Raw genomic sequence first — 23,536 nt, forward strand, 5'->3', positions numbered from 1 at the left:
CTCCCACTCTCCGGAGTCACTCTCCCTCCTCGGCGGCGGCATCGAGCGGGGGGAGGTCCGCCCCGGTCGAGGCCCGGTAGTCGCCGAGCACGACGTACAGGCCGGCGCCGACGAGTTCCACCGCCAGCAGCGCGAGGACGTGCCCGCCCAGCGGGTCGGCCACGAGCTCGAACTCGAACACCGCGAGCGCGACGCGGTGGAGCGTCAACGACAGCGTCGTCGCCGGATCGCTCGCGAGCGCAACCCCCAGCAGCGAGGCCGCGACGGCGACGCCCCCGAGGATCGTTCCCCGGCCGAGCGTCCCCGACGGCCGGACCGCACACGCGGCCCACAGGTCGGGGCGTCGAGAAGGCATCGCCGCGACCGCCACGGCGACCGCGAGATACGACAGCGCCAGTCCGGGGACGGCGACGTACAGTGCCGCCGCGACGAGATCCCCGACGGCCAGCGCCGCCGCGACGGCGTAGACGACCGCGAACACGAGGCCGGGCCGGTCGTCGGTTCGTCGTCGAAGCGGCGGGAACAGCTCTGCCACCCCCGCGAGGGTGCGCGCCGCGGGGACGGCGAGCGCCACCAGCGCGGCGACCCCGGCGACCAGCGAGACCGCGACCGTGGTCCCGATCGGGTCGATCGGGAGGTACGCCGCGATCGCGTCGGCCGCGGGCACGTCCGCGAGGTTGAGCCTGGCCCAGTTGACGACGCCGAGCGCCACCAGCGCCGCGAGCGAGACCAGGACCGCGAGCACGGCGGCGGCAACGACCGGGGCGTACGCTTCGTACCCAGTGTGGGACGCCGTATTCCCCGCGTCGCTCGTGGGGCTATCCGTCCCGGAAGCATCGCGCTCCGAACGCCCGGGCGCGCCCACTCCGTATGCCGCCGCCTCGACGCCGAGGAAGGCGAACAGCGCCGCGCCGACGCCGCCGACGAGGCTGGCGACCGGGGCGCTCCGGAGCCCCTCGGTCGGGTACAGCGGGTCGAAGTTCCCGGGGACGAACTCCCCGATCCCTGGGACGAACGCCGCGATCAGCAGGGCCGCGAGCCCGGCGACAACCGACCAGGCGAGCAGCGCCGCCGCCCCCGCGGCGCGGCGTCTCCCCAGCAGGTGCACGCCGAGCGCGAGGGCGCAGGCGGCGACGGCGACCGCGTCGCCGACGGGCGGCGCGACCGACTCGACCCCGAGGACGGCCGCGAGCCCGGTGGGCGCGTCGAGCGTGCCGGCGACGTACGCGCCGGTGCTGCGCGGCAGCGGGGCGAGCCGGCCGAGCCACTCGGCCAGCAGCGCGACGAGCGCGACGTAGCCGACGAGCGCGGGCCAGGCCGCCAACGCGCCGACGAACCGTGACCCCCACACTCGCGAGACCGACCCGTACACCGGCCCGCGGTCGGCGAACGGGCCCGACGCGACGACCGCGAAGGCGACCGCCAGACAGACGACCCCGCAGCCGGCGATGAGATACGCCGCCGGCGCGGGCGGACCGGTTCCCTGAGCGACCCCGTCGGGGACGTACAACAGCCCGCCGCCGAGCATGGCGGCGATTCCGAGGCCTGCCGGCCGGGCCGTCGCGCGGACGACGCCGAGGAGTCGCCCCGTATCCATATCCGGAGTGTGGGACGGAGTAGCAAAAGTCCGCGGGCGGGTGGGCGGCGCCGTCGGGCACGCGTGAGTGTCGTCAGCGGTTCCGGCTGACCGGGAACGCCACGCGGTCGGGCGCCTCGTTGAACTCGGCGAGCACGCGCTCGTAGAGGGCGTTGCGGACGCGGGTCGCGCGGCGGTGGTGGACAAGGTAGCGCAGGCGGAGCTCGACCCACGACTCCCGCTGGACGACGTTCACCGAGGGCCCGTCCGCGACATCCAGGTCGACGGCGGTCTCGTCGAGTCGATCCCGATAGCGGTCGACGGCGTCGCCCATCTCCTCGCCGAGGTAGTCGGCGGCCACACCGGCCATTCGCTCGCGGGCGAACTCGAGGTCCGTCTCGTAGGCCACCTGCACCGAGAGCTCGTTGTAGACGTACGGGGAGCCGGCCCCGGCGAAGTTCACCGCCTCCGAGGAGAGCACCAGGCTGTTCGGGACGGTGACCACCCGGCCGGAGGGCTGGTTCGTCGAGACGAGCGGGCCGTTCACCTCCCACAGCGTCGTCACGAGGAAGTCCACCTCGACCACGTCGCCGCTGACATCGCCCAGCTGGACGCGGTCGCCGACGGCGTAGGGACGCTTCACCACGAGGTAGAACCAGCCGACCAGCGACAGCAGCGGCTGCTGGAGCGCGAAGGTGATGGCGACGCCGACGACGCCGAGGGAGACGAGCAGGCCGACCCACTGGTCGGTGAGCACGCCGAGCACGCCAGCGAGCGCGAGTCCGCCGAACACCAGCCGGAGGACGTTGCGCACGTCGTGGGCGCGACGCTTGGTCGTTCGTCCGACGGCGAATTCGGAGACCACGAGGTACGCCCCGTTGGCCGCCAGCGCGACGGAGCAGGCCAACAGCGCCGTCGCCGCCGCCGCGTCCGGGGGCGTGTCGCCGAGCGCGGGCACGGCCAGGTCCGCAAGCGGCGTCGCGGCACGGACGACGCCGGCGGCGACCGCCGCGACGAGGGCGGCCGCCACCGACGCGTAGCCGATCGGTCGTCGCACGGGCGGACCTGTCCCGGCGGGAGCAAAAACCGTTGGCATCGACGCGGGTCGCGAGGCCACCGTTCATAAGTTATACCGTGGTTTTCTGTCGCCACGGGGACATTGACTGGACAGCTATGGGAAACACCTATAGTACACCCATCCATAGTATGAATTGTCTATGACCGGCTACTACGACTACGTCCTCGGCCTCATCCCCGCCGCGTTGCTCGGAACCACGTTCGCGCTGGAGGGGCTGGGCTGGTCGATGCAGGTGGCCGTTCCCGTCGGGGGCGCCGTCGCGGCCGGGCTCGTGGCCCACGCGATGTTCGTTCGCGGCCCCGCCTCCGGCGCGACGGTTCCGGACGCGCCGGCGCGCCCGACCGGCACCGAGGCCGGCGGATCCCCCGGGGCGCCGCAGAACGCCGACTGATCCGGTTGGGTTCGGCCGAGTTCATTTCGGCCACTTCGGGGTCGCGCGAGGCCGGCCACGCTTTTCACCACCGCGGCCCAACCGCCGCACATGACGGAGACGCTGTTCCTGACGAGCGAGGAGGTCGCCGGACTGGCCGACCCCGCGGAGTACGTGGACGCTGTTCGCGACGCCTACCGCCAGATCGGCGAGGGAGCGCCCGCGGAGCCGCGGACGAAGCTCGTGAACGCCGACCCGCCCGGGTTTCTCACCACCTACGCCGCGGTGCTCCCGGAGACGGGAGCGATGGGCGGGTACACCTACTCCGCCGGGTTCGGCGGGCGCGACGCGTGGTTCATGACGCCGCTGTTCGACGCGGAGTCGGGCGAGCCGCTCGCGCTGCTGGACGGCGCCTCGATGAACCCCCACAAGACGGGCGCCGCCGGCGCCGTCGGCGTCGACGCGCTCGCCCGCGAGGACGCGACCTCGGTCGCGGTGATCGGCTCGGGCGCGCAGGCGCGGGGACAACTCCGTGCGACGGCGACCGTCCGCGACCTGGAGACGGTGTGGGTGTACTCGCCGACGAAGGAGCACCGCGAGGCGTTCGCGGGCGACATGAACAAGCGCCTCGACGCCTCGGTCGCGGCCGTCGCGAGCGCCGCGGCCGCCGTCGAGCACGCCGACGTGGTGATCACCGCGACGAACGCCGCCGAGCCGGTGTTCGACGGCGCCGACCTCGACCCCGGCACCCACGTCACCGCGATGGGGCAGTACAACGCGGACAAGCGCGAGCTCGACCACGCGACGATCGAGCGCGCCACGTACGTACCGGACCTACGCGCCCGAGCACACCAGGACGCCGGCTCGTTCCTCTCGGCGCTGGAGGCCGGCGTCGTCGACGAGGACCACATCCACGCCGAGTTGGGGGAGGTCGTCGCCGGCGTCGAACCCGGCCGGACGAGCGACGAGGAGATAACCGTCTTCGACTCCGGCGGCACCGGGATCGAGACGGCCGCGTCGGCGTACCTGCTGTACGAGAAGGCCGTCGACGCCGGGCTCGGGGAGACGATCGAGTTCGCACCCGCGAGCGAGGCGCTGACCGGCGAGTAGGACAACGCTGATTGCGACGCGCGAACGTCCCCGAGACGTGTCCGGCACCGCCGCGGCCGTCCCCCTCCGACCCCGAGCCCGCGAGTCGCCGCTGATCGTGGTCAGCGGCGGGATCGCGCTCGTCGTTCTGCTCGGGGCCGTCGCCGTGCTCGTGACGCTCGTCGGGCCCGGTCGGATCCCGGACCCCGGCGGGCGCCGGCTCGGGACCGCGATCGTCGCGGCGATGGTCCTCGTCGTCCTCCTGTGGCTGTCGGTCGTCGCGCGGGCGGTCGCGGGCGTCGTCGCCTACGCCGACGCGGGAGACCGACCGACGGGCGTCGCCCTGGCGCTCGCGGTCGTCGAAGGGGTGATCGCCGTGGCGATGCTGGCCGTCGCGAGCGCCGTCGGTGCGCTGGGCGGAACGGGTTCGGAACCGGAGGTGTACGCCATCGCCGCGTACGCCGTCACCGCGATCGGGGTCGTTCTGGCGCCCGTGTCGCTGGCGCGTGCGGGCCTCGCGCTGTTGGGCGACTTCTGATCCCCCTCAGTCGCCGCCGGAGGTCGACGCGGTCCCCGGCGCGTCCGGCGACCGCCCCTCGCGACGGCGCACGCGGACGTGGAGCGCGATCGCACACAGCGTCGCGATCACGCCGCCGAGCACGACGATCCCGAACGCGACTCGGTAGCCGGCCACGGAGTACGCCCGCGCGCCGTCGACGACGCGTCCGGTCCAGAAGGCGTCGAGCGCCGCCCCGAGCACCGCGGGGAAGACGGCCGCCCCGAAGTACGCCATCCCGTTGACGGTGCCCGTGGCCGCGCCGCTGTCGGCGGCGTGGCGCTCCTTCGCGACCGTGTAGGCGACCGAGGCCCCTCCGGTGATCCCCATCCCCACGAACAGCGCGAGCGCGACGACGAACAGCGGCGGCGTCACGGTGACGAACACCACGCCGTAGGCGATCACGAACGCGAGACACGAGCCCACGATCACCTCCGTCCGGCGGCCGGTGCGGTCCGACAGCGCGCCGAAGGCGGGCGAGCCGACCGCGAAGCCGATGTTCGCCGCCAACACCGCCCAGGCGGCCGTCGCCACCGGCACGTCGTAGAGGTGGACGATGTAGGGGACGCCCCACAGCCCGACGACGGTGAAGTTGAGCCCGAAGATCAGGAACAGCGTCGTCCCCATCAGCCACGTGTCGAGGTCGCCGAGCACGCGCCGTGCGCCCGCGAGCACCTCCCGCAGCGAGTCGGTGTCGGTTCCCGAGTCCGCCCCCTCCGGGCGGTCCTCGGGGTCCGCCGGTCGGTCGCGGACGAAGCCGCCGACCGCCAGGCCCGCGAGCAGCACCCCCGCGGCGGCGGCGTACAGCACCGACCGCCAGCCGGCCGCCTCGGCCGCCAGCGCCAGCGGCGTCGTCGCCAGCACGCCCCCGATGCCGGCGGCGGCGATGGTGAAGCCCGTCATCGTCGCGAACTCCTCGGGCGCGTACCAGTTGGCGCAAAACCGGAGGACGGCGACGTAGATCGCCGCGCCGCTCAGGCCGGCGAGAAAGCGCGCCGCGAAGCCGACCGCAAAGGAGTCGGCCGCGGCGAAGCCCGCGACCCCGGCGGCCATGCCGACGAGCCCGATCGACACGATGCGGCGGGGGCCGTACCGATCGACGACCAGTCCGGCGGGGAGCTGCGCCGCGGCGTACACGTAGAAGAACGACGAGTGGAGCAGCCCCAACTCCGAGGCGGTCGCGTCGAAGACGGCGGCGAGATCCCCCGACAACACGGCCGTCGAGTTGCGGAAGAAGTTGACGAACAGGAAGCCGAACGCGAGCGTCGCCCACATCAGGTGGCGTCGATACCGGCGCGGGATCGCCATTGTGTGCCTCTGTGTTTCACACCGGGGCTTGTACCTTCGGGCCACGGCGATCCGATCGACGGCGGGGTGGAAGCGACTGCGGCGGCTCAGAGCTGGCGTCGCATCCGGACGTGCTCGATGCCGTCCTCGTCGAACGTACCGACCGCCTCGTCGACGGCGTACCCCAGCCCCTCGTAGAAGCCGGCCGTCTGCGTCTGCGCGTGCAACATCGCCTCGGTCAGCCCTCGGGCGCGGGCACGGTTCTCGACGGCGCTCATCACGCGCGCGCCCCAGCCTTCGCCGCGGCGATCGCCGGCGACCGCGATCCGCTCGATCTTCGCGACGCGCTCCGTTCCCTCCGCCAGCGCGCCGTACTCGTGGGCGTCGACCGCGCGGAGGCGGGCGACCGCGACCGCGTCGCCGGCGGCGTCGCGGACGAGCAGGTGGTCCACGTCCGACTCCAGCGGTTCGGCGTCGTGCTCGTCGAGTTCGAGGTGCTCCGGAACGCCCTGCTCGTCGACGAAGACGGCCATCCGCAGGTCGACCACGGTGTCCCAGTCGGTCTCGGTGGCGACGACGGTGGCCGTCCAGTCGGCGTCCGCGGGAGCGAGGTCGGCCTCCGCCGACGTGTCGTCCTCGGGCATCGTCACTGGAGGCGGTACCGCAGGAGCGCGGCGACGCCGCCGAGGTTCTTCAGTTGCTGCCCGGGCGCGAACTCCTCCGAGAAGACGACCACGTCCCCGCCCTTCTGCTCGGCGGTCTCGACGAGGTCGTTCACGTCGATGTCCCAGTCGCCCTCGCCCTGGCGCTCGGCGCGGAGTCGATCGTCGACGATGAGCAGCGTCTCGATGGCGCCGAACTCGGCGGCCTCCATCGTCTCGGTGACGCCGTAGGTCGCCTTGGCGCCCTCGGCGATGCGCTCGGTGAGCTCGTCGATCAGCTCGGCCTCGCGGGCGATGCGCGTCTCGCGTTGCACCTCGTCGACGGCGCCGCGCTTGAGCACCTCGTGGACGCCGCGGTCGCCGGCGGCGGAGGTGTTCACGACCGAGATCCGGTCGCTCAGGTCGCGATAGTGCTCGTCGATGTAGTCGTTGGCGTCGTTCTTCGTGAAGCCCGGACCCGCGAGGATGACCGCCTCGGGGTCGAGGTGCGACAGCGCGGAGCCGAGCTCGTCGAACAGCTCGTCGCGGGGCCGGGCGTACTCACCCTTCCCCGTGGGCTTGGTGAAGCTCGCGTACTCCTCGGTGCCGTACTGCTGGACGGTGTGGATGTACGCGGCACCCTCCTCGACGGTCGCGATGGCGACGTCGGGCGCCCCGGTGGCCTCCTCGGCCTCCTCGATGCGCTCGATCTGGTCGGCCTTGAAGTGTTTCTCGACGGTGATCTCCGAGCGCTCCTCCACGTTGATCGTGTGGTGGTGACCGATCTCGTCCTCGCGCGAACAGCCGACGATGACGCCGCCGACGCGCAGCCGGTTGGCGAAGCGGGCGAACTCCACGTCCTCGACCTCGAGGGTGACGCGCATGTGCTCGCGCTCGCCGCCCGTGTCGCGGAGCTGGTCGTCGTCGCGGGTGACCCGGCGGGTCGTGTCCGCCTCGACCAGATCGCCGGGTTCAAGGACGTGCGAGAGGTGCCACAGGTCGTCGGTGGTCTCGGGCGTGACCGTCAGGCGCTCGCGCCCCTCCTCGCCGCGGCCGCGCGAGTCGATTCGCATATCAGCGAGTGCGTCGGGCGCGTACAAAGGCCCTCCGAGACGGTGACCCAAACCGTGGTCCAGCTTCCGGAAGGCTCCCGGGGACTACCTCACCGACCCACTCGCGGGTTCGCCGGCCCGGACGCGCCGCCCTCGTCCGCGGATTCGTCCGCGCCCTCCCCGGGGGTGTCGGTCGCCTCGGCGAACCCGCGGCCGAAGCAGTAGTACGTGACCACCTGCCCGTAGAACAGCGCCGGGATCCCGATCAGGATCAGCGCGAAGGGGCTCGCGACGCTGTTGATCACGGCCCCGAGGACGACGCCGAAGAGGACGCCGACGAGATACCGCCCCGAGAGGGCCGCCTCGCGCAGCGCCTCGACGTCGAAGGCGGCGCCCAGCTCGCCCGCGAGCGCGAAGTTGGTCATCGCCGCCGGCATGACGTACGCGACGAGGATCGACAGCAGCGTCGCCGCCAACACGAGGAGGAGGCTGACGGCGCCGAACGCCGCGACCCCCGCGTCGCTGCCCGTGACGCCGCCCGCAACGCCGCCGATGAAGAGCGCGACGACCGCGGCGACGATCGGGATCGAGACGACGAGGCCGTAGGCCGCCTGCACCACGACGAGCTTCAGCCCGTCGACGAACAGCTCCCCCCAGTCGGTGAACGACGGGGCCGCGCGGTCGTCGGTCGCCGCCGAACGCAACACTCGGAGGAGGTACCCCTGTAACACGAACAACGGCAGCACGAACACGCTCGCGACGATCAGCGCGCCGCCGATGACGAGCGTGGCGACGCGGTCGTCCGTTCGCAGGGGGTACCCGAGCGCGTCCTCCAACATACCCGACCGTCACCAGGGGCGTGGTTAACGGTTTCCACCGATCCCGCGGCTCCACGCCGCGGCGGCCGCGACCTCGAGATAGAACAGCCCGAAGAAACCGACGAGCCGGGCCGTCCGGGACCCGGCGCCGGCCAGCGCCGCCCCGAACGCGAGCAACATCGCGCCGAGGGTCCACGCGTAGAAGTACCGCCCGGAGGTGACCGTCCGCCGCAGCGATCCGAACGAGATCCCCGCCGCGACGCGTGTGCGAACGGTCCCGGCCGGGTCCGCACGAGCGTACCCCGCGAGGATCGCCGGCAGCGGGTAGGCTATTGCGACCGCGAGCAGCAGGCTCACCGTCCCGCCGACGAGCGTCACGCCGTACCCCAGCGGCGTCGTCGGGTCGATGAGACCGCCGCCGGCCGCGCCCGACACCGCCCCGCCGACGGTGACCAGCAGGACGACGACCGGGACGAGCAGCACGCCGACCGAGACCGCGCTCGCGACGAGTCCGTCCCGGAGCAGCGACAGCGGACGCCGAAACGTCGGGAGCGTGGCGGGGTCGTCAGCGTCGCCGGCGGCCCCGAGCACGCGGACGAGGTAGCCGACGACCGGCACGATCGCGACGGGCGAGAGCAGCGTGAGCGGCCACAGCGGCGCGACGATCGCGGCGAGGAGGTGGAGCCCGCCGCCGGTCGCGAGCACCTCCGCCGCCGCGCCGCGGTCCGCTGCCGATCCCAGCGGGTAGCGAAGCGCCTCACGGAGCACGCGTTACGCCTCGTGGATGTCGCTCTCGCCGGGCGGGAGGAACTCCTGGATCCGGTCGGCGGAGGCGACCTTGCGGACGAACCCCTGGTCGGCGAACCGCGATTTGAGCTCCCGGTAGCACTTCATCGCCGCGTCGTTCTGGGCGAAGCGTCCGGGCGTGAGGCGGATCGTCGTCTCCGCGCGTTCCTCGATCGCGCTCGGCGGCCCGCCGATCACCCGCGTCTCGGGGTCGACCTGGACGCCGACGGCGACCTCGGCGGGCATGTCGCGGTAGTAGTCGCGCTCGCCGCGGATGACGAATCCCCCCTTCTCGATGTACTCGCCCGACTCGGGCGTCTTCGACACCTGATCGGGGGTGACGACGTACGCGTCGCCGGCGCCGCGGCCGTCCTTCCACACCGAGGAGTACGAGACGGCGAACTGTGCGGCCTCCTCGCGCGACTGCTCGGGGATGGTCACGTCGCGGGCGGCCTCCGAGGGGTCGGTCGCCTTGACGATCGTCACCGGGCCCCCGTGGGCCTGCGCGTGACAGAACAGGTCCCGCCCCTCCATGTAGTTCTTCACGAGCTCCTCGTTCTGGTCGGCGTTGCGCCCGCCGATGACGAGGAAGCCGTCGCTCGTCTCGAACCAGCGGAAGCGGTCGTACCAGTGATCCTGCTGCCTGACGGGGATCGACGGCCGCGAGAGCCAGTCGACGTCCGCGTGCTCGTCGTCCTCGTCGCCGTCGGCGTCGGCCTCCTCGTCGCCGCCTTCGGCGTCCGGGTCGCCGTCGGCCGCCTCCCACTCCTCCCTGCGCTGTTTCACGGCAGCCAGTTCCTCGCGGGTGTTCTCGATGGCCGCGAGCGCGCCCTCCTTCTTCTCCTCGATGCGCTTGGCCTCCGTGTACAGCCGGTCGGCGTTCTTCTCCGGCCCGGTGGCGGCGTCGAGGGTGACGACCGTGCCGTCGAGGTCCACGTCGACGGTCCCCTCGGAGCCGTCGACGCCGCGGACTGCCTCGGCCTCGGGGATGCCGCGGTCGGCGCCCTCGAGGAACGTCTCGTCGATCTCCTCCCAGCCTCGCCCCTCCTCGCGGGCGGCCTGGATCGTCGAGAGCACGTCGGCGACGAGGTCGTAGTGGGCGTACACGGCCTCGGCCTTCTCGCGCTCGGCCTCCGCGCGCTCCTCGAAGTCGTCGATCGCGCCCTCCTGCTGGTCGATGATCCGCTGCTTCTTGGCGATCTCCGCCTCGAAGTCGGGCGAGTCGTCGACCTCCTCGTCCTCCGTGAGGTCGAGCCGGTGGAAGTACGCGTCCAGCGCGGCGTTGAAGTCGTCGTACGCCTCCGACTCCATTCCCTCGCGCTCCTCCAGCGGGAACGGGGTCACGTCCACGACCGCTCCGTCCTCCAGGTAGACGCGAGGGTCCAGATCCCCGGACCGGAGGCGCTCGCCCATCCGCCGGATCGCGTCGTAGATCGCGCGGTACTGCGCCTCGCCGGCGTCGGCGATGTCGAGGGCCTTCTCGACGCCGGCGCGGGTGCAGAACTCCTCGGCGTAGAGGCCGCCCATGTTGAGTTGGGTCGCGAGCGTGCGCACCACGTCGGTGTCGGACTCCTCCATCCTCGCTTCGAGCACCTCGTAGCGCACGTCGAAGGGGTTGATCCGCGACTGGGGGTACTCGTACCGGCTCCCGGGGGCGACCGTTCGCGACTTGAGGCGGACGGTTTCGAGGCTGCGCTGAACCTCGCCGGTCTCGTCGAGCACGGCGACGTTGCCCTCGCCGAACAGCTCGGCGACGACCGTCGTGTTCGCGTCGGGGCGCTCGAAGTCGAACGTGAGGATGCGGTCGAACTCGTATTGAGCAACGTCGGCGAGCTCCCCGCCGGCGAGCCGCGAGCGCAGCGTCTTGGCGAACTCCGGTGGCCGGCCGGGCGCGTCCGGCACGTGTGCGGGGTCGGCGACGTGACACCGCTTCACGTCGCCCGTCTCGACGAGGAGTTCGACCCGCCCGCGGTCGTAATCGCGGAGCTTGAAGCGGACGAGGTCGTCGCCGTAGAGGTAGACCTTGTCCACCTTCGCGCCCTCGTACCGGGAGAGCTCCCCCGCGAGGGCGGCGAGGTCGACGCTCGTCATCTCGGTTTTCGGGTCCATCTGATTGTGTGTGGGTACTTGGGGCGGGTGTTTGGGCGTTGCGGGATTGAGACGGATTCTCGCGTGTTGTCTTCAGCTTCAGCGATATATCGAAGTTGGTGTTTGGTACTCTGTCCCCTCGAAAGCCCCCACGGCTCTGCGGTCGGGGGACTCGCTGTGCGTGGTTCGAGACGGCTCCGCCGTCTCGTCATTACCGGACGCCGGAGGCGTCCGGTCAGCAGCCAGAACGCTCCGCGTTCTGGCAGCATCACGAGAGACGCGAAGCGTCTCTCGAACGACTTCGCTCGGGCTTCGCCCTCGCTCCAGTGCTTGCTTCCTCCGCCTTCCCGCAGAGCCGTGGCCCCTTTCAGTCCCACCCACTGCCGCGACCGCACCACGACCTCCCCAACCGATTCGCTCGTCGCTGACGCGACTCACTCATCCCTCGCGCGCGTCCGGCTGACACAGAGGTCAGCCGGCGCGCGCCACCGCAATAGATCGGATTTGGAACTCGACCGACGACGGAGGCTACCTGCGCGCCAGCACCACGCCCGTCGCCGAGGCGACGAACCCGATGGCAGCGAGCACGCCGAACAGCGTCGGCGGGTTCGCGTACGTCAACACGGTGCCGGCGACGGCGCCGCCGAGGGCGCCGACGCCGAAGACGCCGAGATACGTGTAGCCGTACGACAGCCCGCGGGTGCCCGCGGGAGTGTACTCGGCGACGGTGGCCTGATAGAACGGCTGGACGACGAACAGCGCGGCGCCCAGCACCGCGCCGAAGACGAGGAACGGCCCGAACCCGAGGTTCGCGACCGGGAGGAACAACAGCGCCAGCACGCCGAGCACCCCGAAGCTCAGCGCGATCCCCCGCTCGACGGGGATCCGGTCGGTGAGCTTCCCGCCGACGTACTGGCCGACGACGCCGACCATCAGGAGGCCGGAGTAGACGTAGTTCGCGGGCGAGACCTCCCGGCCGCCGAGCCCGCCGAGGAGGTCGGCGACGCCGCCGGGCAGCAGCGACCCGACGACGACCGGGGCGAAGCCGGGGAGGTCGTCGAGCAGTTCGGGCATGAACGTGAGCACGCCCCGGTAGTACAGCCCCGACAGCATCACGACGAGGAACACGAGCGCGAAGCTGCCCGTGAACAGCACGCGCGACTCGGCGACGAACTCCGAGAACGAGTCGACCCCGGCGTCGGCCTTCGAGTCGCCCGCGTCCGTGCCGCCGTCGGCGGCGGTCTCCACGGCCGCCGTCTCGTCGAAGCTCGCTCGGACGGCGTACAGCGCCGCAAGCAGCGCCGGCGCCGCGAGGATCGCCGCGGCCGTCCGCCAGTCGAGGGCCAACAGCATGAGCGTCGTGAGCAGCGGCCCGAGCCCGATGCCGAGGTTGCCCGCCATGCCGTGGTACGCGAAGCCGGTGCCGCGCTCCTCGACACCCTTCGAGAGCAGCGCGAGCCCGGCCGGGTGGTACACCGACGCGGAGACGCCCCACACCACCATCGCGAGGGTGATCGACACGAGCCCGGGCGCGACCCCGAGCAGGACGAAGGACGCGGCCATGCCGACGAGGCAGGCGGTGATGAGCCGCCTCGATCCCACGCGGTCGACGAGCACGCCGCCCGGGAGCGCGCCCAGGCCGAACAGCCCGTAGCCGACCGTTACCAACAGCCCGAGCGTCGCGGAGGTGACCGCGACCTCGACGGGGCCCAGCGCCACCACGTCGAACTCCGCCAGCCAGATGGGGATGAAGATCGGAATGGACAGCTCGTAGGTGTGGACCATCCCGTGGGCCAGCATGGTGAGCCCGACGATGGACCTGTCGTTCCGGTTCACACGCGAACGAGGCCACTCCGGCGGCATGTACGCGTCGGTGTCGGCACGACCGGCCGGGGAGTCCCGACTGCCGGCAACGGCTCCCGCTGACCGACCGCCGGTCGACCGCCGAACGATCGGGAACCGACCCTGTCGGTCGGTATCGCTCCGGAGCGCGGGGGAGCGTACCGGTCGGATACCTGCAAGAAATATCAACGATGCGACGTGGCTCGAAGAACTTAATATGCCGAACACGAATCGCTCCGCCCAGGCTCTCTCGAAGGACCGATGTACTGTATCCACTGCCGCGCTCCCGTCCGCTACAACCGGGCGCTCGTGCGCGAACACGACGGCCGAACGCTCGCCGGACTGTGCTCGGAGTGCGAGCGCGAGCAGTTCGGCCGGGTCCTCCGGGGCGGCTACGCGGACCCGAGCGGGGCGTGTCTGTTCTGCTCGCGGCCGGGCGCCCTCGCGCTCCCGGTCCACCGCATCGACCTGGACGACGGTCCCGACGACCACTCCGAGACCAGGGGCTACCCGGTCGAGGTGACGACCCCCCGCCTGTGTGACGGGCACGCCGGCGAGGCGTTCGGGCTGGAGGCCGAGCGCCTCCGGTCGGAGGCGACGCTCGCGACGTACGCCGTCGACGACGACTGACCGTCGGAAACGAAACGACTAATCGCCCCCCGCGACTACCGCGGGGTAATGAGCGCGCACGACTGGCCCCACGACCCCGACGGCGAGCAGGGCAGCGAGGGACGCCGAAAGTACGGGCACGCGGTGCTGGTGAAGAAGGTCGACGAGGAGGAGGACTTCCCGCTTCGCGCCGGCGACTACCGCGAGGAGTTCGGCGACCACCCGGTCCGACTGGACGCGGACACCGTCGTCTCCGTCGACGACATCTTCGAACACATCGACGACGACGCCGAGTTCGAGGACATCGTCGCCTTCCACAAGGCCGTCGGCGAGACGATGCGCGCCAACGACTACTGGACGTACGAGGGCGCCGACGCGTTCACCCGCACGCGCGGATAGCACGGTTGATAGATCCCACGGTTGGATCTTGGACCGCGCCACGGTCGGATCGCGCGACCCTCGACCGTCTCCGATGAACGTCGGATCGAGTAGTCGCATCCGGTCGCGTACAACCGTGTTCGGAGTCTAGCCGACCCGGCGTCGGTGCGCGGCCCCGTTCACCGCGTCCGTCCGCCGATCTCGCGCTCGAAATCCTCGCGCTCCCACGTGCGCGTCCCCTCGCCCTCGACCTCGTTTTGGAGCTTCTCCTCGAGCAGATTGATCGCCATGCGGTTGGCCCCCTCGGGGATGATCAGGTCCGCGTGCTTCTTGCTCGGCTCGATGAACTGTTCGTGCATCGGCTTCACCGTCGAGAGGTACTGGTCGATCACGCCCTCCAGGTCGCGCCCGCGGTCGACCACGTCGCGCTCGATGCGCCGGAGGATACGCACGTCGGCGTCCGTCTCGACGTACAGGCGGAGGTCCAGCATGTCGTTGATCTCCTCGTCGTACAGCGCGAGGATCCCCTCGACGACGATCACGTCGGTCGGCTCGACGGTCTCCGTCTCCTCCTTGCGGTTGTGGATCTCGAAGTCGTACTGCGGCATCTCGACGCTGTTGCCCGACAGCAGCGTCTCCAGGTGTTCCCGGAGGAGTTCCCACTCGAACGCGTCGGGGTGGTCGTAGTTCACCTCCGCGCGCTCCTCGAGGTCGAGATGCGAGAGGTCCCGGTAGTAGTTGTCGAGCGGGATGCGGGTCACCGAGTCGGCGACGCGCTCGGTGATCAACCGGGAGACGGTCGTCTTTCCGGCGCCGGTCCCCCCGGCGATGCCGACGACGAACGAGGGGTACGTCATTCGCCCTGTCATCCCCGGCGCGTCGGCTTGGGCGTGTCGGTCCACCGGTCCCGTGCTCGATGCTCCCGTGTGTACCGTTCACATTCGGTCAACTTTATAAACGGCTACGGCATTGGCTCTCACATGGCACGCAAGATCGATCGCCGTGACGTCCTGAAGGGCGCCGGCACGGCAGGCGTTGTCGGACTCGCAGGATGTATCACCCAGAACGAATCGGGCGGCGGAAACGGTGGCGGCGGCGGCGGTGGCGGTGACGGCGGCGACGACGAGGAGACCGAAGCCGAGGGGGAGACCACCGAGGCACCCGACGACTCCGAGTCGATGCGCACCGTGATGCACTCGGTGCTGATGCCGCTCACCGGCGACCTCGCGTCGCTCGGCGGTCCGATCCGCGACGGCGGGACGCTCCCGGTGAAGCAGCTCCGCGCCGCCGGCGACATGCCCGTCGAGTTCGACCAGACGGTCGAAGACACCCAGACCGACCCGCAGGCGGGGATCCAGGCGGCCAACGGGCTCGCGAACGCCGGCTACCCGACCGTGTGTGGACCGGCCTCCTCCGGTGTGAACCTCCAGGTCACCCGAGAGGTGTTCATCCCCAACGGGATGATCGGCTGCTCGCCGTCCTCGACGTCGCCCAACGTGACGACGCTCGACGACGACGACCTGATCTTCCGGACGGCGCCCTCGGACGCGCTGCAGGGTCAGGTCATGGCGCAGGTGGCCAACGAGGAGCTCGACAACTCCAGCGCCTCGATCCTGTACGTCAACAACGACTACGGGCAGGCGTTGGCCGACTCGTTCTCCCAGTCGTTCGCGGACAACTACTCCGGGTCGGTCCAGGAGTCGGTCGCGTTCGAGCAGGAGCAGTCCAGCTACACCTCGCCGCTGTCGACGGCGATGAACGACTCGCCGGACATGCTCGTCGTCATCGGCTACCCGGCCTCCGGGATCCAGATCTTCCGCGACTTCTACGCGAACTACGACAACGAGACGGAGGTGCTGGTGACCGACGGGCTCGTCGACCCGACGCTCCCCGACGAGGTCGGCAACGACATGGCGAACGTGTACGCCACGACGCCGCAGGCGACCGGCCCCGGCCAGGACGAGTTCGCCTCGCTGTACGAGGACGAGTACGACCGCGCGCCCGGCGTGTTCAACGCCCACGCGTACGACGCCTCCGCCGTCTGCCTGCTCGCGAACGTCAAGGCGGGCGAGAACGACGGCGACGTGATCAAAGAGGAGATGCGCGCGGTGGCCAACCCCAACGACGGGATGGAGGTCACGCCCGGGAACCTCGCCGAGGGGCTGCGGGCCGTCGCGAACGGCGACGACGTGTACTACCAGGGCGCCTCCTCGTCGGTCGACTTCGACGAGAACGGCGACATGACGGCCGTCACGTACGCGTTCCTCCAGTACAACACGGACGTGGAGGGCAACGTCGAGACGATCAGCACCATCGACTTCGAGGCCTGATCGGCCGGCCGCGGTCGACCGCGTTCGGATTTTTTATTCGCGTCCACACGTCCACAGCCGCCGGCTCGACCCCGCTCGTCCACGCCCGTCAGTTCGTCCCCACCCGCCGGTTCATCCGTCGACCGACCCCCGCTCCGTCTCGCCGTCCTCGACCGCCGCGACCCTCGGATTTAGGCCCTCCCCGGCCGCAGCCAGGGTATGCACGTACTGAAGAACGGAACCGTCGTCGACGCCGACGGCGCGCGCGAGGCGGACGTGGCGATCGTGGACGACGAGATCGTCGCCGTCGGCGAGGTGGGACGCGGCGACACCGAGACCGACGTGAGCGGGCAGTTCGTCGCGCCCGGCCTGATCGACTCGCACGTTCACCTGATGATGGACGGCCGTCCGGACGTGGCGACCGCACAGGACGAGAGCGACTTCGACCACACGTACATCGCCGCCGCGAACCTCCGAAAGGCCGTGGAGGCCGGCGTGACGACGGTTCGCGACCTCGGCGCCAACGGGACGCTCGCGCTCGATGCCGGCCATGCGGTCGCCGAGGGGCGGCTCGTCGGCCCGCGCGTGCTCGCGTGCGGGGAGAACGTCGTGATGACCGGCGGCCACGGCCACTGGTTCGGCCGGGAGGCCGACGGTCCCGACGAGGTCCGCAGGGCCGCCCGCGAGCAGCTCAAACGCGGCGCCGACGTGATCAAGTGCATGGCGACCGGGGGCGTGCTCACCGAGGGCGCACAGACCGGCGCGCCGGAGCTCACCTACGAGGAGCTGGAGGCGCTCGTCGACGCCGCCAGCGCGAAGGGCGTCCCGACCGCCGCACACGCCCACGGGAAGGAGGGACTGCTCAACGCCGTCGACGCCGGCATCACCAGCATCGAGCACGGCACGTTCATGGATCGGGAGGCGGCGGAGGCGATGGCCGCCGGGGGGACGTACTGGGTTCCGACCGCCGCGGCGCTGAAGAACATCGTCGAGAACCCCGGCTCCGGGATCCCGCAGTCGGCGATGGCGAAGGCCACCGAGGCCGCCGAGGCGTTCGCCTCCTCGTTCGACCACGCCGAGGCCGCGGGCGTCGACATCGCGATGGGCACCGACGCGGGCACGCCGTTCAATCGCTTCGACAACATCGCCGACGAGCTGTCGTACATGGTCGAGTTCGGGATGAGCCCCGAGGCGGCGCTGGAGGCCGCCACCGTCACCGCCGCACGGCTGTGCGGACTCGACGATACCGGCCGCGTCGCCGAGGACTACCGCGCGGACCTGGTCGTCCTCGACGGGAACCCCGCCGAGGACGCCGACGCCTGGCAGGACCCGAGCGCGGTGTTCGCCGCCGGCGACCGGGTCGCCTGATCGGTCGACTCCACGAGGTCGCTCGCTCGGTACAGCCGAGCGAGATCCGGGGCGTGCCTTTTTAGCGATCAAACGAATTGGTCCGCTCGATGCCGGAGTGTACAAACTGTGGCGGGTTCGTCACCGAAGGGTACGTACGGGTGTTCGCGCCCGACGGGCTGGAGACCGTTCGGGTGTGCCCGAACTGCGAGGACAAGCTGCGCGACGGGGCCGACGTTCGCGACGCGCGGTCGAAACGGAACTGATCGGGGATGATCGCCGTGAGCCCTCCGTCGCTCCGTCCGTCATCCGGAGCGGCTCACCGAACTCCCTCCGACAACGAATAACCGAACTCCCTCCGAAGAACTACTACCCGACCGAGGGAAGTGGTGGGCATGCGCACAGACCTCACCGGCGAGGCGCTCGCCGACCTCGCACGCGCGCTCCGAACCGGCGAACGAACCCCGGGGGCGTACGCGAACGACGTTCGGGACCGGATCGACGACCGCGACGGCGACGTTCGCGCGTGGGTCGACGGCGGCAAGTCGCGCGCGTGGCTGACCGCCGAAGCCGACGCCCTCGAGGCGCGACACGGCGGGGCGGACCCCTCGACGAACAGCGCGGCCGGCGGCGACCGTCCGCCGCTGTTCGGCGTCCCCGTGGGCGTCAAGGACATCTTCCACGTCGACAGGCTGGCGACCCGAGCCGGGTCGGAGCTTCCCGCGGCCGCCCTCGCGGGCCCCGAGTCGACGGCGGTCCGACGGCTCCGCGCGGCCGGCGCATACGTTGCCGGGAAGACGCACACGACCGAGTTCGCGTACTTCGCGCCGGGACCGACGCGCAACCCGCACGACCTCGACCGGACGCCCGGCGGATCGTCGAGCGGGTCGGCGGCGGCCGTCGCCGCCGGCACCGCGCCGCTCGCGCTCGGGACCCAGACCGTCGGCTCGGTCATCCGGCCCGCGGCCTTCTGCGGCGTCGTCGGCTTCAAACCCACCCGCGACCGGATCCCGACCGACGGCGTGATCCCCCTCGCGGAGTCCGTCGATCACGTCGGAACCTTCACGCGCGACGTCGCCGGCGCGTCGCTCGCGGCGTCGGTGCTCCTCGACGACTGGGAGGACGGACGGACGGGCGAGCCCGACGAACCGGTGACGCTCGGCGTCCCGGACGGTCCGTACCTCGATCAGGCGTCCGACGCCGGGCGGGAGGCGTTCGAGCGGGCGCTCGATGCGCTCGCGACCGCCGGGTACGACCTCGTGCGCGTCACGGCGTTCCCCGACATCGACGACGTGAACGACCGACACGACACGCTCGTCGCCGCCGAGGCCGCGCTCGCGCACGGCGAGTGGTACGACCGGTACGCCGATCGCTACGCCGAGGCGACCCGCGAACTGATCGAGGACGGGCGGTCCGCGCCGGTTTCGGCGCTGATCCGGGGTCGACGCGGGCGGGACGAACTGTGCGACTCACTGGCGGCGACCGCGGCGGAGCACGGCATCGACGCGTGGGTCGCGCCGGCGGCTCCCGGGCCGGCGCCCGAGGGGATCGACGACACCGGGGACCCGGTGATGAACCTCCCGTGGACGCACGCCGGGCTCCCGACGGTTGGCCTCCCCGCCGGCGATGTGGACGGCCTCCCCGTCGGCGTGCAAGTCGCCGCCGGGTTCGGCGAGGACGAACGGCTCCTGTCGTGGGCCGACGGGATCGCGGGGGCCGTCGACGACGCCGCGTAGGCAGCCAGCTGGCACGCCAAACCCACACACGGCGGGGGCGAACCGACACCGTTTTACAGGTCACAGGCGTACGCTGAGGTGCACACACGCAGTGCATCACCGCGCTCCGGTGGTGTAGTCCGGCCAATCATATTGCCCTCTCACGGCAATGACCAGGGTTCAAATCCCTGCCGGAGCACTTCTCTTCCGTTCCGCCCGTCGAGTAACCACGCCCTTCCGACGGGCTCCGTCCGTGTCATCGCGAGGAGTTCCCGCTCGGTGCGTATCGCGTTCGGGATCCATCGTTCGACCGGACGGGGGGCGTACGTGCGTTGTAACAAACCGACTGTGTGGCGAGGAGTGGGATACCGATGCCCCACACGGCCGCGGTTGCCTGACTCGGATCGCTGTCGGCTTCCATCCCGCTGCAGTTCTTCAGCGGCGAGTTCCTCCAGTACGCGGTCGTCTTCTTCGTGCTGGCGCTCGTCGCGGCCGTCCTCGGTGCTCGGGGCGTCGCCGGGGTGAGCATGACGATCGCGAAGTGGCTCGTGATCGTCTTCCTCGTTCTCACGGTCGTCACGCTGGTGCTTTGAACTGAGGACCCGAACGGGAATCCCCGGTCGGGAGCCTCCGAACGACCTGCGTTGCCACTGTTGGATAGGTTCGACGACAGCGATCGACGAAGCCGTCGCTGGCGGCGTGTACGTGCGTGTGTCTATAAATGCAGAACGGCCCACCAGCGCGGTGCTGGTGAGCCGTTGTGTGTTGCGTATGAGTGGTGGGCGGCGAACCGGTGTTTCCAGAGGCTCTCGCACTCCAGGACTTGCCGGAACGCTGGCGGGCTTAACTTCCGTGTTCGGGATGGGTACGGGTGGTGCCCCGCCGCTGTGGCCGCCCGAAGGCCGACCATCGGGAACGATCCGATGTAATGCCTGCGTCGGTCTGTCGACCAGTATGTACGTGCAATCCAGGTAACGCCTGGACCCGTTCACGATGGGTCCCAGTGCATATGAGTGTGGCTTGACCTGTTAGTGCTCGTGGACTGAACGCCTCGTTGCCTCGGCGCGTACATCCCGAGTCTATCGAACTCGTCTTCTACGAGTGGTCTCGGTGGTACTTCTTTTTCAGGTGGGTTTCGAGCTTAGATGCGTTCAGCTCTTACCCCGTGTTGCGTAGCTTCTCGGCAGCTGCCCTTTCGGACAACCGATACACCAGTGGCAACCAGTCGTAGTTCCTCTCGTACTATACGACCGTTCCCGTCAAGTACCGTAACACCCCCAATAGATAGCAGCCGACCTGTCTCACGACGGTCTAAACCCAGCTCACGACCTCCTTTAATAGGCGAACAACCTCACCCTTGCCCGCTTCTGCACGGGCAGGATGGAGGGAACCGACATCGAGGTAGCAAGCCACGCGGTCGATATGTGCTCTTGCGCGTGACGACTCTGTTATCCCTAAGGTAGCTTTTCTGTCGTAAATCCGGGCCATTGAGGCCCGTGATCCGTTCGCTAGACCACGCTTTCGCGTCAGCGTCACTCGCTTGGAATGACACTGTCAGACTTCCTTGTGCTCTTGCGCTCTTCCGCGGGTTCCTGTCCCGCGTGAGGAAATCTTGGGGCGCGCTCGATATCTTTTCGAGCGCGTACCGCCCCAGTCAAACTGCCCGGCTACCGGTGTTCTCCTCCCGGAGTGAGAGTCGCAGCCACTGACGGGTAGTATTTCAGTGATGTCTCGGTGGCCCGCTAGCGCGGGTACCTGTGTACTGACTCCTACCTATCCTGCACGTCAGCGGCCACGTCTCAGCGACAGCCTGCAGTAAAGCTCTATAGGGTCTTCGCTTCCCCTTGGGGGTCTCCAGACTCCGCACTGGAACGTACAGTTCACCGGGCCCAACGTTGGGACAGTGTGGCTCTCGTTGATCCATTCATGCGAGTCGCTACTGAAGCGACAAGGTACTACGCTACCTTAAGAGGGTCATAGTTACCCCCGCCGTTGACAGGTCCTTCGTCCTCTTGTACGAGGTGTTCAGATACCTGCACTGGGCAGGATTCAGTGACCGTACGAGTCCTTGCGGATTTGCGGTCACCTGTGTTGTTACTAGACAGTCGGAGCCACCGAGTCACTGCGACCTGCCTCGCGAAAGGCAGGCATCCCTTATTGCGAACGTACGGGACTAACTTGCCGAATTCCCTAACGTCGGTTGTTCCCGTCGGTCTTGGCTTGCTCTGCCAGGGTACCTGTGTCGGATCTCGATACGAACACCACGCTCGTCTTTTCACGGGCTCTAGGTAGTGGTGACTTGCGCTGTCTCAGGCTTCTCTCGCTTCGTGCCGTTACGGCTTCCACGGGATTCCCTGATTCGACCGGGCGAACGCCCGGCTCACCAGTTCCCAAAGCGTCGACTTTCAGTGCGTGGTGGCACTGGAATATTAACCAGTTCCCCGTTTGTCCGGTTCGACTTACGGCCGGACTTAGGATCGGCTAACCCTCGGCTGATTGGCAGTGCCGAGGAACTCTTACCCTTCAGACCTTCGGGGTTCGCACCCGAATATCGCTGCTACTGTGACCAGGATTGTCGTTACTGAACGGTCCACGCGAGCTCTCGCCCGAGCTTCCATCCGTACAGTACGCCGACCTACACGGTTCCCTTCTTACAGGGACGGTTAGGTATCAGAAGTGGATTTGAGTCCCGATCATTTTGGGCGCCTTGAACCTCGGCCGGTAAGCTGTTACGCTTTTCTTAGCGGGTAGCTGCTTCTAAGCTCACCTCCCGGCTGTTTAGGGCTCAAGACTACCTTCAGAGGATTACACTTAATCCACATTTTGGGTCATTAACCTAACTCTGGGTTGTTCCCCTCACGGTGCCCAAGCTTACCCCGGGACACCGGACTCCCTCCGTCGACAGCGTTCGTACGTTCGGAGTTCGACAGAGAGGCCGACTCCTCTCGGAGGCGGGTCTCTCAATCGGTGGCTCTACCGCACGAACTACCTCGGGAGAGGTCATGCTTCGACATGTTTCGGTCGGAACCAGCTGTTGCCGAGTTCGATGGGCCTTTCACCCCTACTCCAAGATCACGCGAGGGTATTGTAGGACACCAACGCTAACGGACCTCCACGTGCCTTTCGGCACGCTTCATCCTGCCTCGGAGTAGATCACTCGGTTTCGGGTCGTACCTCTTCGACTCCCCGCGCTTGAACACGGTGGCCCTCGTCGTAAGACTGCGGCCATATCGGTTTCCCTGCGCCTTCCACGATGCGCGTGTTAGACTCGCCGGAGAAGTACACTCCCTGGTTCGTTTTTCAAAACGCACGACGCGACTTCGGCTCCCCTCACGTCTTACTGGTGGGTCGCCCCACGGTCATTCTGTGAGGGGCCTTTCAAGCCCCGTCGCTCAATCGCCAGCTGATTTCAGGCCCTATTGCACCGCCCTTCTCGGGGTGCTTTTCAGCGTTCGCTCACGCTACTTGTTCGCTATCGGTCTCGAGGAGTGTTTAGTCTTCTCAGTCGATGCCTGAGATATTCACGAGGGATATCCAACCCCCGCTACTCTGGGAACTGATCCACAGAGACGGTCGACGATACGGGACTGTCGCCCTGTATCGTGCTCCGTTCCAGGAGACTTCTCGTCGACTGTTTCTGTTTGCTATCAGCCCGAACACCACATTGCCCGTGAGGGCTTCGGTTTGGACTGTGTCGCGTTCACTCGCCGTTAGTAACGACATCTCGGTTTGATTTCTCTTCCTGCTCCTACTGAGATGTTTCAATTCGGAGCGTTCCCCATTGCGCGAAGCAATTGTAGAGGGATTCCCATTCGGAGATCCGTAGTTCTTCGCCTCCATGCGGCTCCCTACGGCTTATCGCAGCTTGGCACGTCCGTCGTCGGCTCTCGAGCCGAGCCATTCACCAGCTGGCACAGTAGCCAGTTGACTGATGGTACACTGTGACCCGGTGAACGGGTCCAGTGGACGTCTGGATTGCACGTACATACGGTCGT

Annotated in this window: 20 protein-coding genes, 1 tRNA gene and 2 rRNA genes; 11 read left to right on the top strand and 12 right to left on the bottom strand. The window is 69.2% G+C overall.

All coding sequences use genetic code 11. The annotated features are described in order from the left end of the window. Window positions 1-16 precede the first annotated feature (16 nt). Complete coding sequence (locus K6T50_RS02095) at window positions 17-1,597, bottom strand: APC family permease (protein WP_222607788.1); 1,581 nt, start codon at window positions 1,595-1,597, stop codon at window positions 17-19. A 73-nt stretch (window positions 1,598-1,670) separates the two neighbouring features. Then, complete coding sequence (locus tag K6T50_RS02100; RefSeq protein ID WP_222607789.1) at window positions 1,671-2,633, bottom strand: mechanosensitive ion channel family protein; 963 nt, start codon at window positions 2,631-2,633, stop codon at window positions 1,671-1,673. Between the two features lie 160 nt (window positions 2,634-2,793). Here K6T50_RS02100 and K6T50_RS02105 point away from each other — a divergent pair, with 160 nt between their 5' ends. The 3 genes from K6T50_RS02105 to K6T50_RS02115 all read left to right on the top strand — a co-directional run bounded on the left by K6T50_RS02105 (window position 2,794) and on the right by K6T50_RS02115 (window position 4,651). Next, window positions 2,794-3,045, top strand: coding sequence for a DUF8015 family protein (locus tag K6T50_RS02105; RefSeq protein ID WP_222607790.1), 252 nt, complete (start codon window positions 2,794-2,796; stop codon window positions 3,043-3,045). Between the two features lie 90 nt (window positions 3,046-3,135). Then, complete coding sequence (locus K6T50_RS02110; protein ID WP_222607791.1) at window positions 3,136-4,134, top strand: ornithine cyclodeaminase family protein; 999 nt, start codon at window positions 3,136-3,138, stop codon at window positions 4,132-4,134. A 37-nt stretch (window positions 4,135-4,171) separates the two neighbouring features. After that, window positions 4,172-4,651: a hypothetical protein gene (locus tag K6T50_RS02115; protein ID WP_222607792.1), complete on the top strand. Its 480-nt coding sequence runs from the start codon at window positions 4,172-4,174 to the stop codon at window positions 4,649-4,651. A 6-nt stretch (window positions 4,652-4,657) separates the two neighbouring features. On the opposite strand, the gene K6T50_RS02120 is transcribed toward K6T50_RS02115, so the two are convergent. The 7 genes from K6T50_RS02120 to K6T50_RS02150 all read right to left on the bottom strand — a co-directional run bounded on the left by K6T50_RS02120 (window position 4,658) and on the right by K6T50_RS02150 (window position 13,204). Continuing rightward, on the bottom strand, window positions 4,658-5,977 hold the full coding sequence (locus K6T50_RS02120; RefSeq protein ID WP_222607793.1) for an MFS transporter: 1,320 nt from the start codon (window positions 5,975-5,977) through the stop codon (window positions 4,658-4,660). A gap of 86 nt (window positions 5,978-6,063) precedes the next feature. After that, a complete protein-coding gene (locus tag K6T50_RS02125; RefSeq protein WP_222607794.1) occupies window positions 6,064-6,600 on the bottom strand; it encodes a GNAT family N-acetyltransferase in 537 nt (178 codons plus the stop codon). Between the two features lie 2 nt (window positions 6,601-6,602). Further along, complete coding sequence (locus tag K6T50_RS02130) at window positions 6,603-7,670, bottom strand: mRNA surveillance protein pelota (protein ID WP_222607795.1); 1,068 nt, start codon at window positions 7,668-7,670, stop codon at window positions 6,603-6,605. An 89-nt stretch (window positions 7,671-7,759) separates the two neighbouring features. After that, a complete protein-coding gene (locus tag K6T50_RS02135) occupies window positions 7,760-8,488 on the bottom strand; it encodes a DUF4013 domain-containing protein (protein WP_222607796.1) in 729 nt (242 codons plus the stop codon). Between the two features lie 24 nt (window positions 8,489-8,512). Then, window positions 8,513-9,235, bottom strand: a complete 723-nt coding sequence (locus tag K6T50_RS02140) for a DUF4013 domain-containing protein (RefSeq protein WP_222607797.1) — start codon at window positions 9,233-9,235, stop codon at window positions 8,513-8,515. A 3-nt stretch (window positions 9,236-9,238) separates the two neighbouring features. Next, a complete protein-coding gene (rqcH, locus tag K6T50_RS02145; protein ID WP_222607798.1) occupies window positions 9,239-11,362 on the bottom strand; it encodes a ribosome rescue protein RqcH in 2,124 nt (707 codons plus the stop codon). Between the two features lie 507 nt (window positions 11,363-11,869). Then, on the bottom strand, window positions 11,870-13,204 hold the full coding sequence (locus tag K6T50_RS02150; RefSeq protein WP_222607799.1) for an MFS transporter: 1,335 nt from the start codon (window positions 13,202-13,204) through the stop codon (window positions 11,870-11,872). 240 nt (window positions 13,205-13,444) lie between these two features. Between K6T50_RS02150 and K6T50_RS02155 the strand changes: the two genes are divergently transcribed. Continuing rightward, window positions 13,445-13,813, top strand: a complete 369-nt coding sequence (locus K6T50_RS02155) for a hypothetical protein (RefSeq protein WP_222607800.1) — start codon at window positions 13,445-13,447, stop codon at window positions 13,811-13,813. Window positions 13,814-13,861: 48 nt separating this feature from the next. Beyond that, window positions 13,862-14,191, top strand: coding sequence for a DUF5785 family protein (locus K6T50_RS02160; RefSeq protein WP_222607801.1), 330 nt, complete (start codon window positions 13,862-13,864; stop codon window positions 14,189-14,191). Window positions 14,192-14,349: 158 nt separating this feature from the next. Here K6T50_RS02160 and udk read toward each other — a convergent pair whose 3' ends face one another. Then, a complete protein-coding gene (gene udk / locus K6T50_RS02165) occupies window positions 14,350-15,027 on the bottom strand; it encodes a uridine kinase (protein ID WP_222607802.1) in 678 nt (225 codons plus the stop codon). 123 nt (window positions 15,028-15,150) lie between these two features. Between udk and K6T50_RS02170 the strand changes: the two genes are divergently transcribed. The 6 genes from K6T50_RS02170 to K6T50_RS02195 all read left to right on the top strand — a co-directional run bounded on the left by K6T50_RS02170 (window position 15,151) and on the right by K6T50_RS02195 (window position 20,134). Beyond that, window positions 15,151-16,500, top strand: coding sequence for an ABC transporter substrate-binding protein (locus K6T50_RS02170; RefSeq protein ID WP_222607803.1), 1,350 nt, complete (start codon window positions 15,151-15,153; stop codon window positions 16,498-16,500). 198 nt (window positions 16,501-16,698) lie between these two features. Further along, complete coding sequence (locus tag K6T50_RS02175) at window positions 16,699-17,847, top strand: metal-dependent hydrolase family protein (RefSeq protein WP_222607804.1); 1,149 nt, start codon at window positions 16,699-16,701, stop codon at window positions 17,845-17,847. A gap of 89 nt (window positions 17,848-17,936) precedes the next feature. Next, window positions 17,937-18,092 (top strand): DUF7563 family protein, encoded by a 156-nt coding sequence (locus K6T50_RS02180; protein WP_222607805.1) that lies wholly within the window; start codon window positions 17,937-17,939, stop codon window positions 18,090-18,092. A gap of 129 nt (window positions 18,093-18,221) precedes the next feature. Beyond that, entirely contained in the window at window positions 18,222-19,562 is a 1,341-nt protein-coding gene (locus K6T50_RS02185; RefSeq protein ID WP_222607806.1) for an amidase, read from the top strand. A 103-nt stretch (window positions 19,563-19,665) separates the two neighbouring features. Continuing rightward, window positions 19,666-19,740: transfer RNA gene (locus K6T50_RS02190), tRNA-Glu, on the top strand. Between the two features lie 208 nt (window positions 19,741-19,948). Next, window positions 19,949-20,134, top strand: a complete 186-nt coding sequence (locus K6T50_RS02195; RefSeq protein ID WP_225935392.1) for a DUF1328 domain-containing protein — start codon at window positions 19,949-19,951, stop codon at window positions 20,132-20,134. Window positions 20,135-20,318: 184 nt separating this feature from the next. Here K6T50_RS02195 and rrf read toward each other — a convergent pair. Both rrf and K6T50_RS02205 read right to left on the bottom strand, forming a co-directional pair. Next, window positions 20,319-20,440: ribosomal RNA gene (gene rrf, locus K6T50_RS02200) — 5S ribosomal RNA — on the bottom strand. A gap of 111 nt (window positions 20,441-20,551) precedes the next feature. Next, a 23S ribosomal RNA gene (locus K6T50_RS02205) occupies window positions 20,552-23,470 on the bottom strand. Between the last annotated feature and the right edge of the window lie 66 nt (window positions 23,471-23,536).

The organism is Halobaculum magnesiiphilum (assembly GCF_019823105.1).
Classification (GTDB): Archaea; Halobacteriota; Halobacteria; order Halobacteriales; family Haloferacaceae; genus Halobaculum; species Halobaculum magnesiiphilum.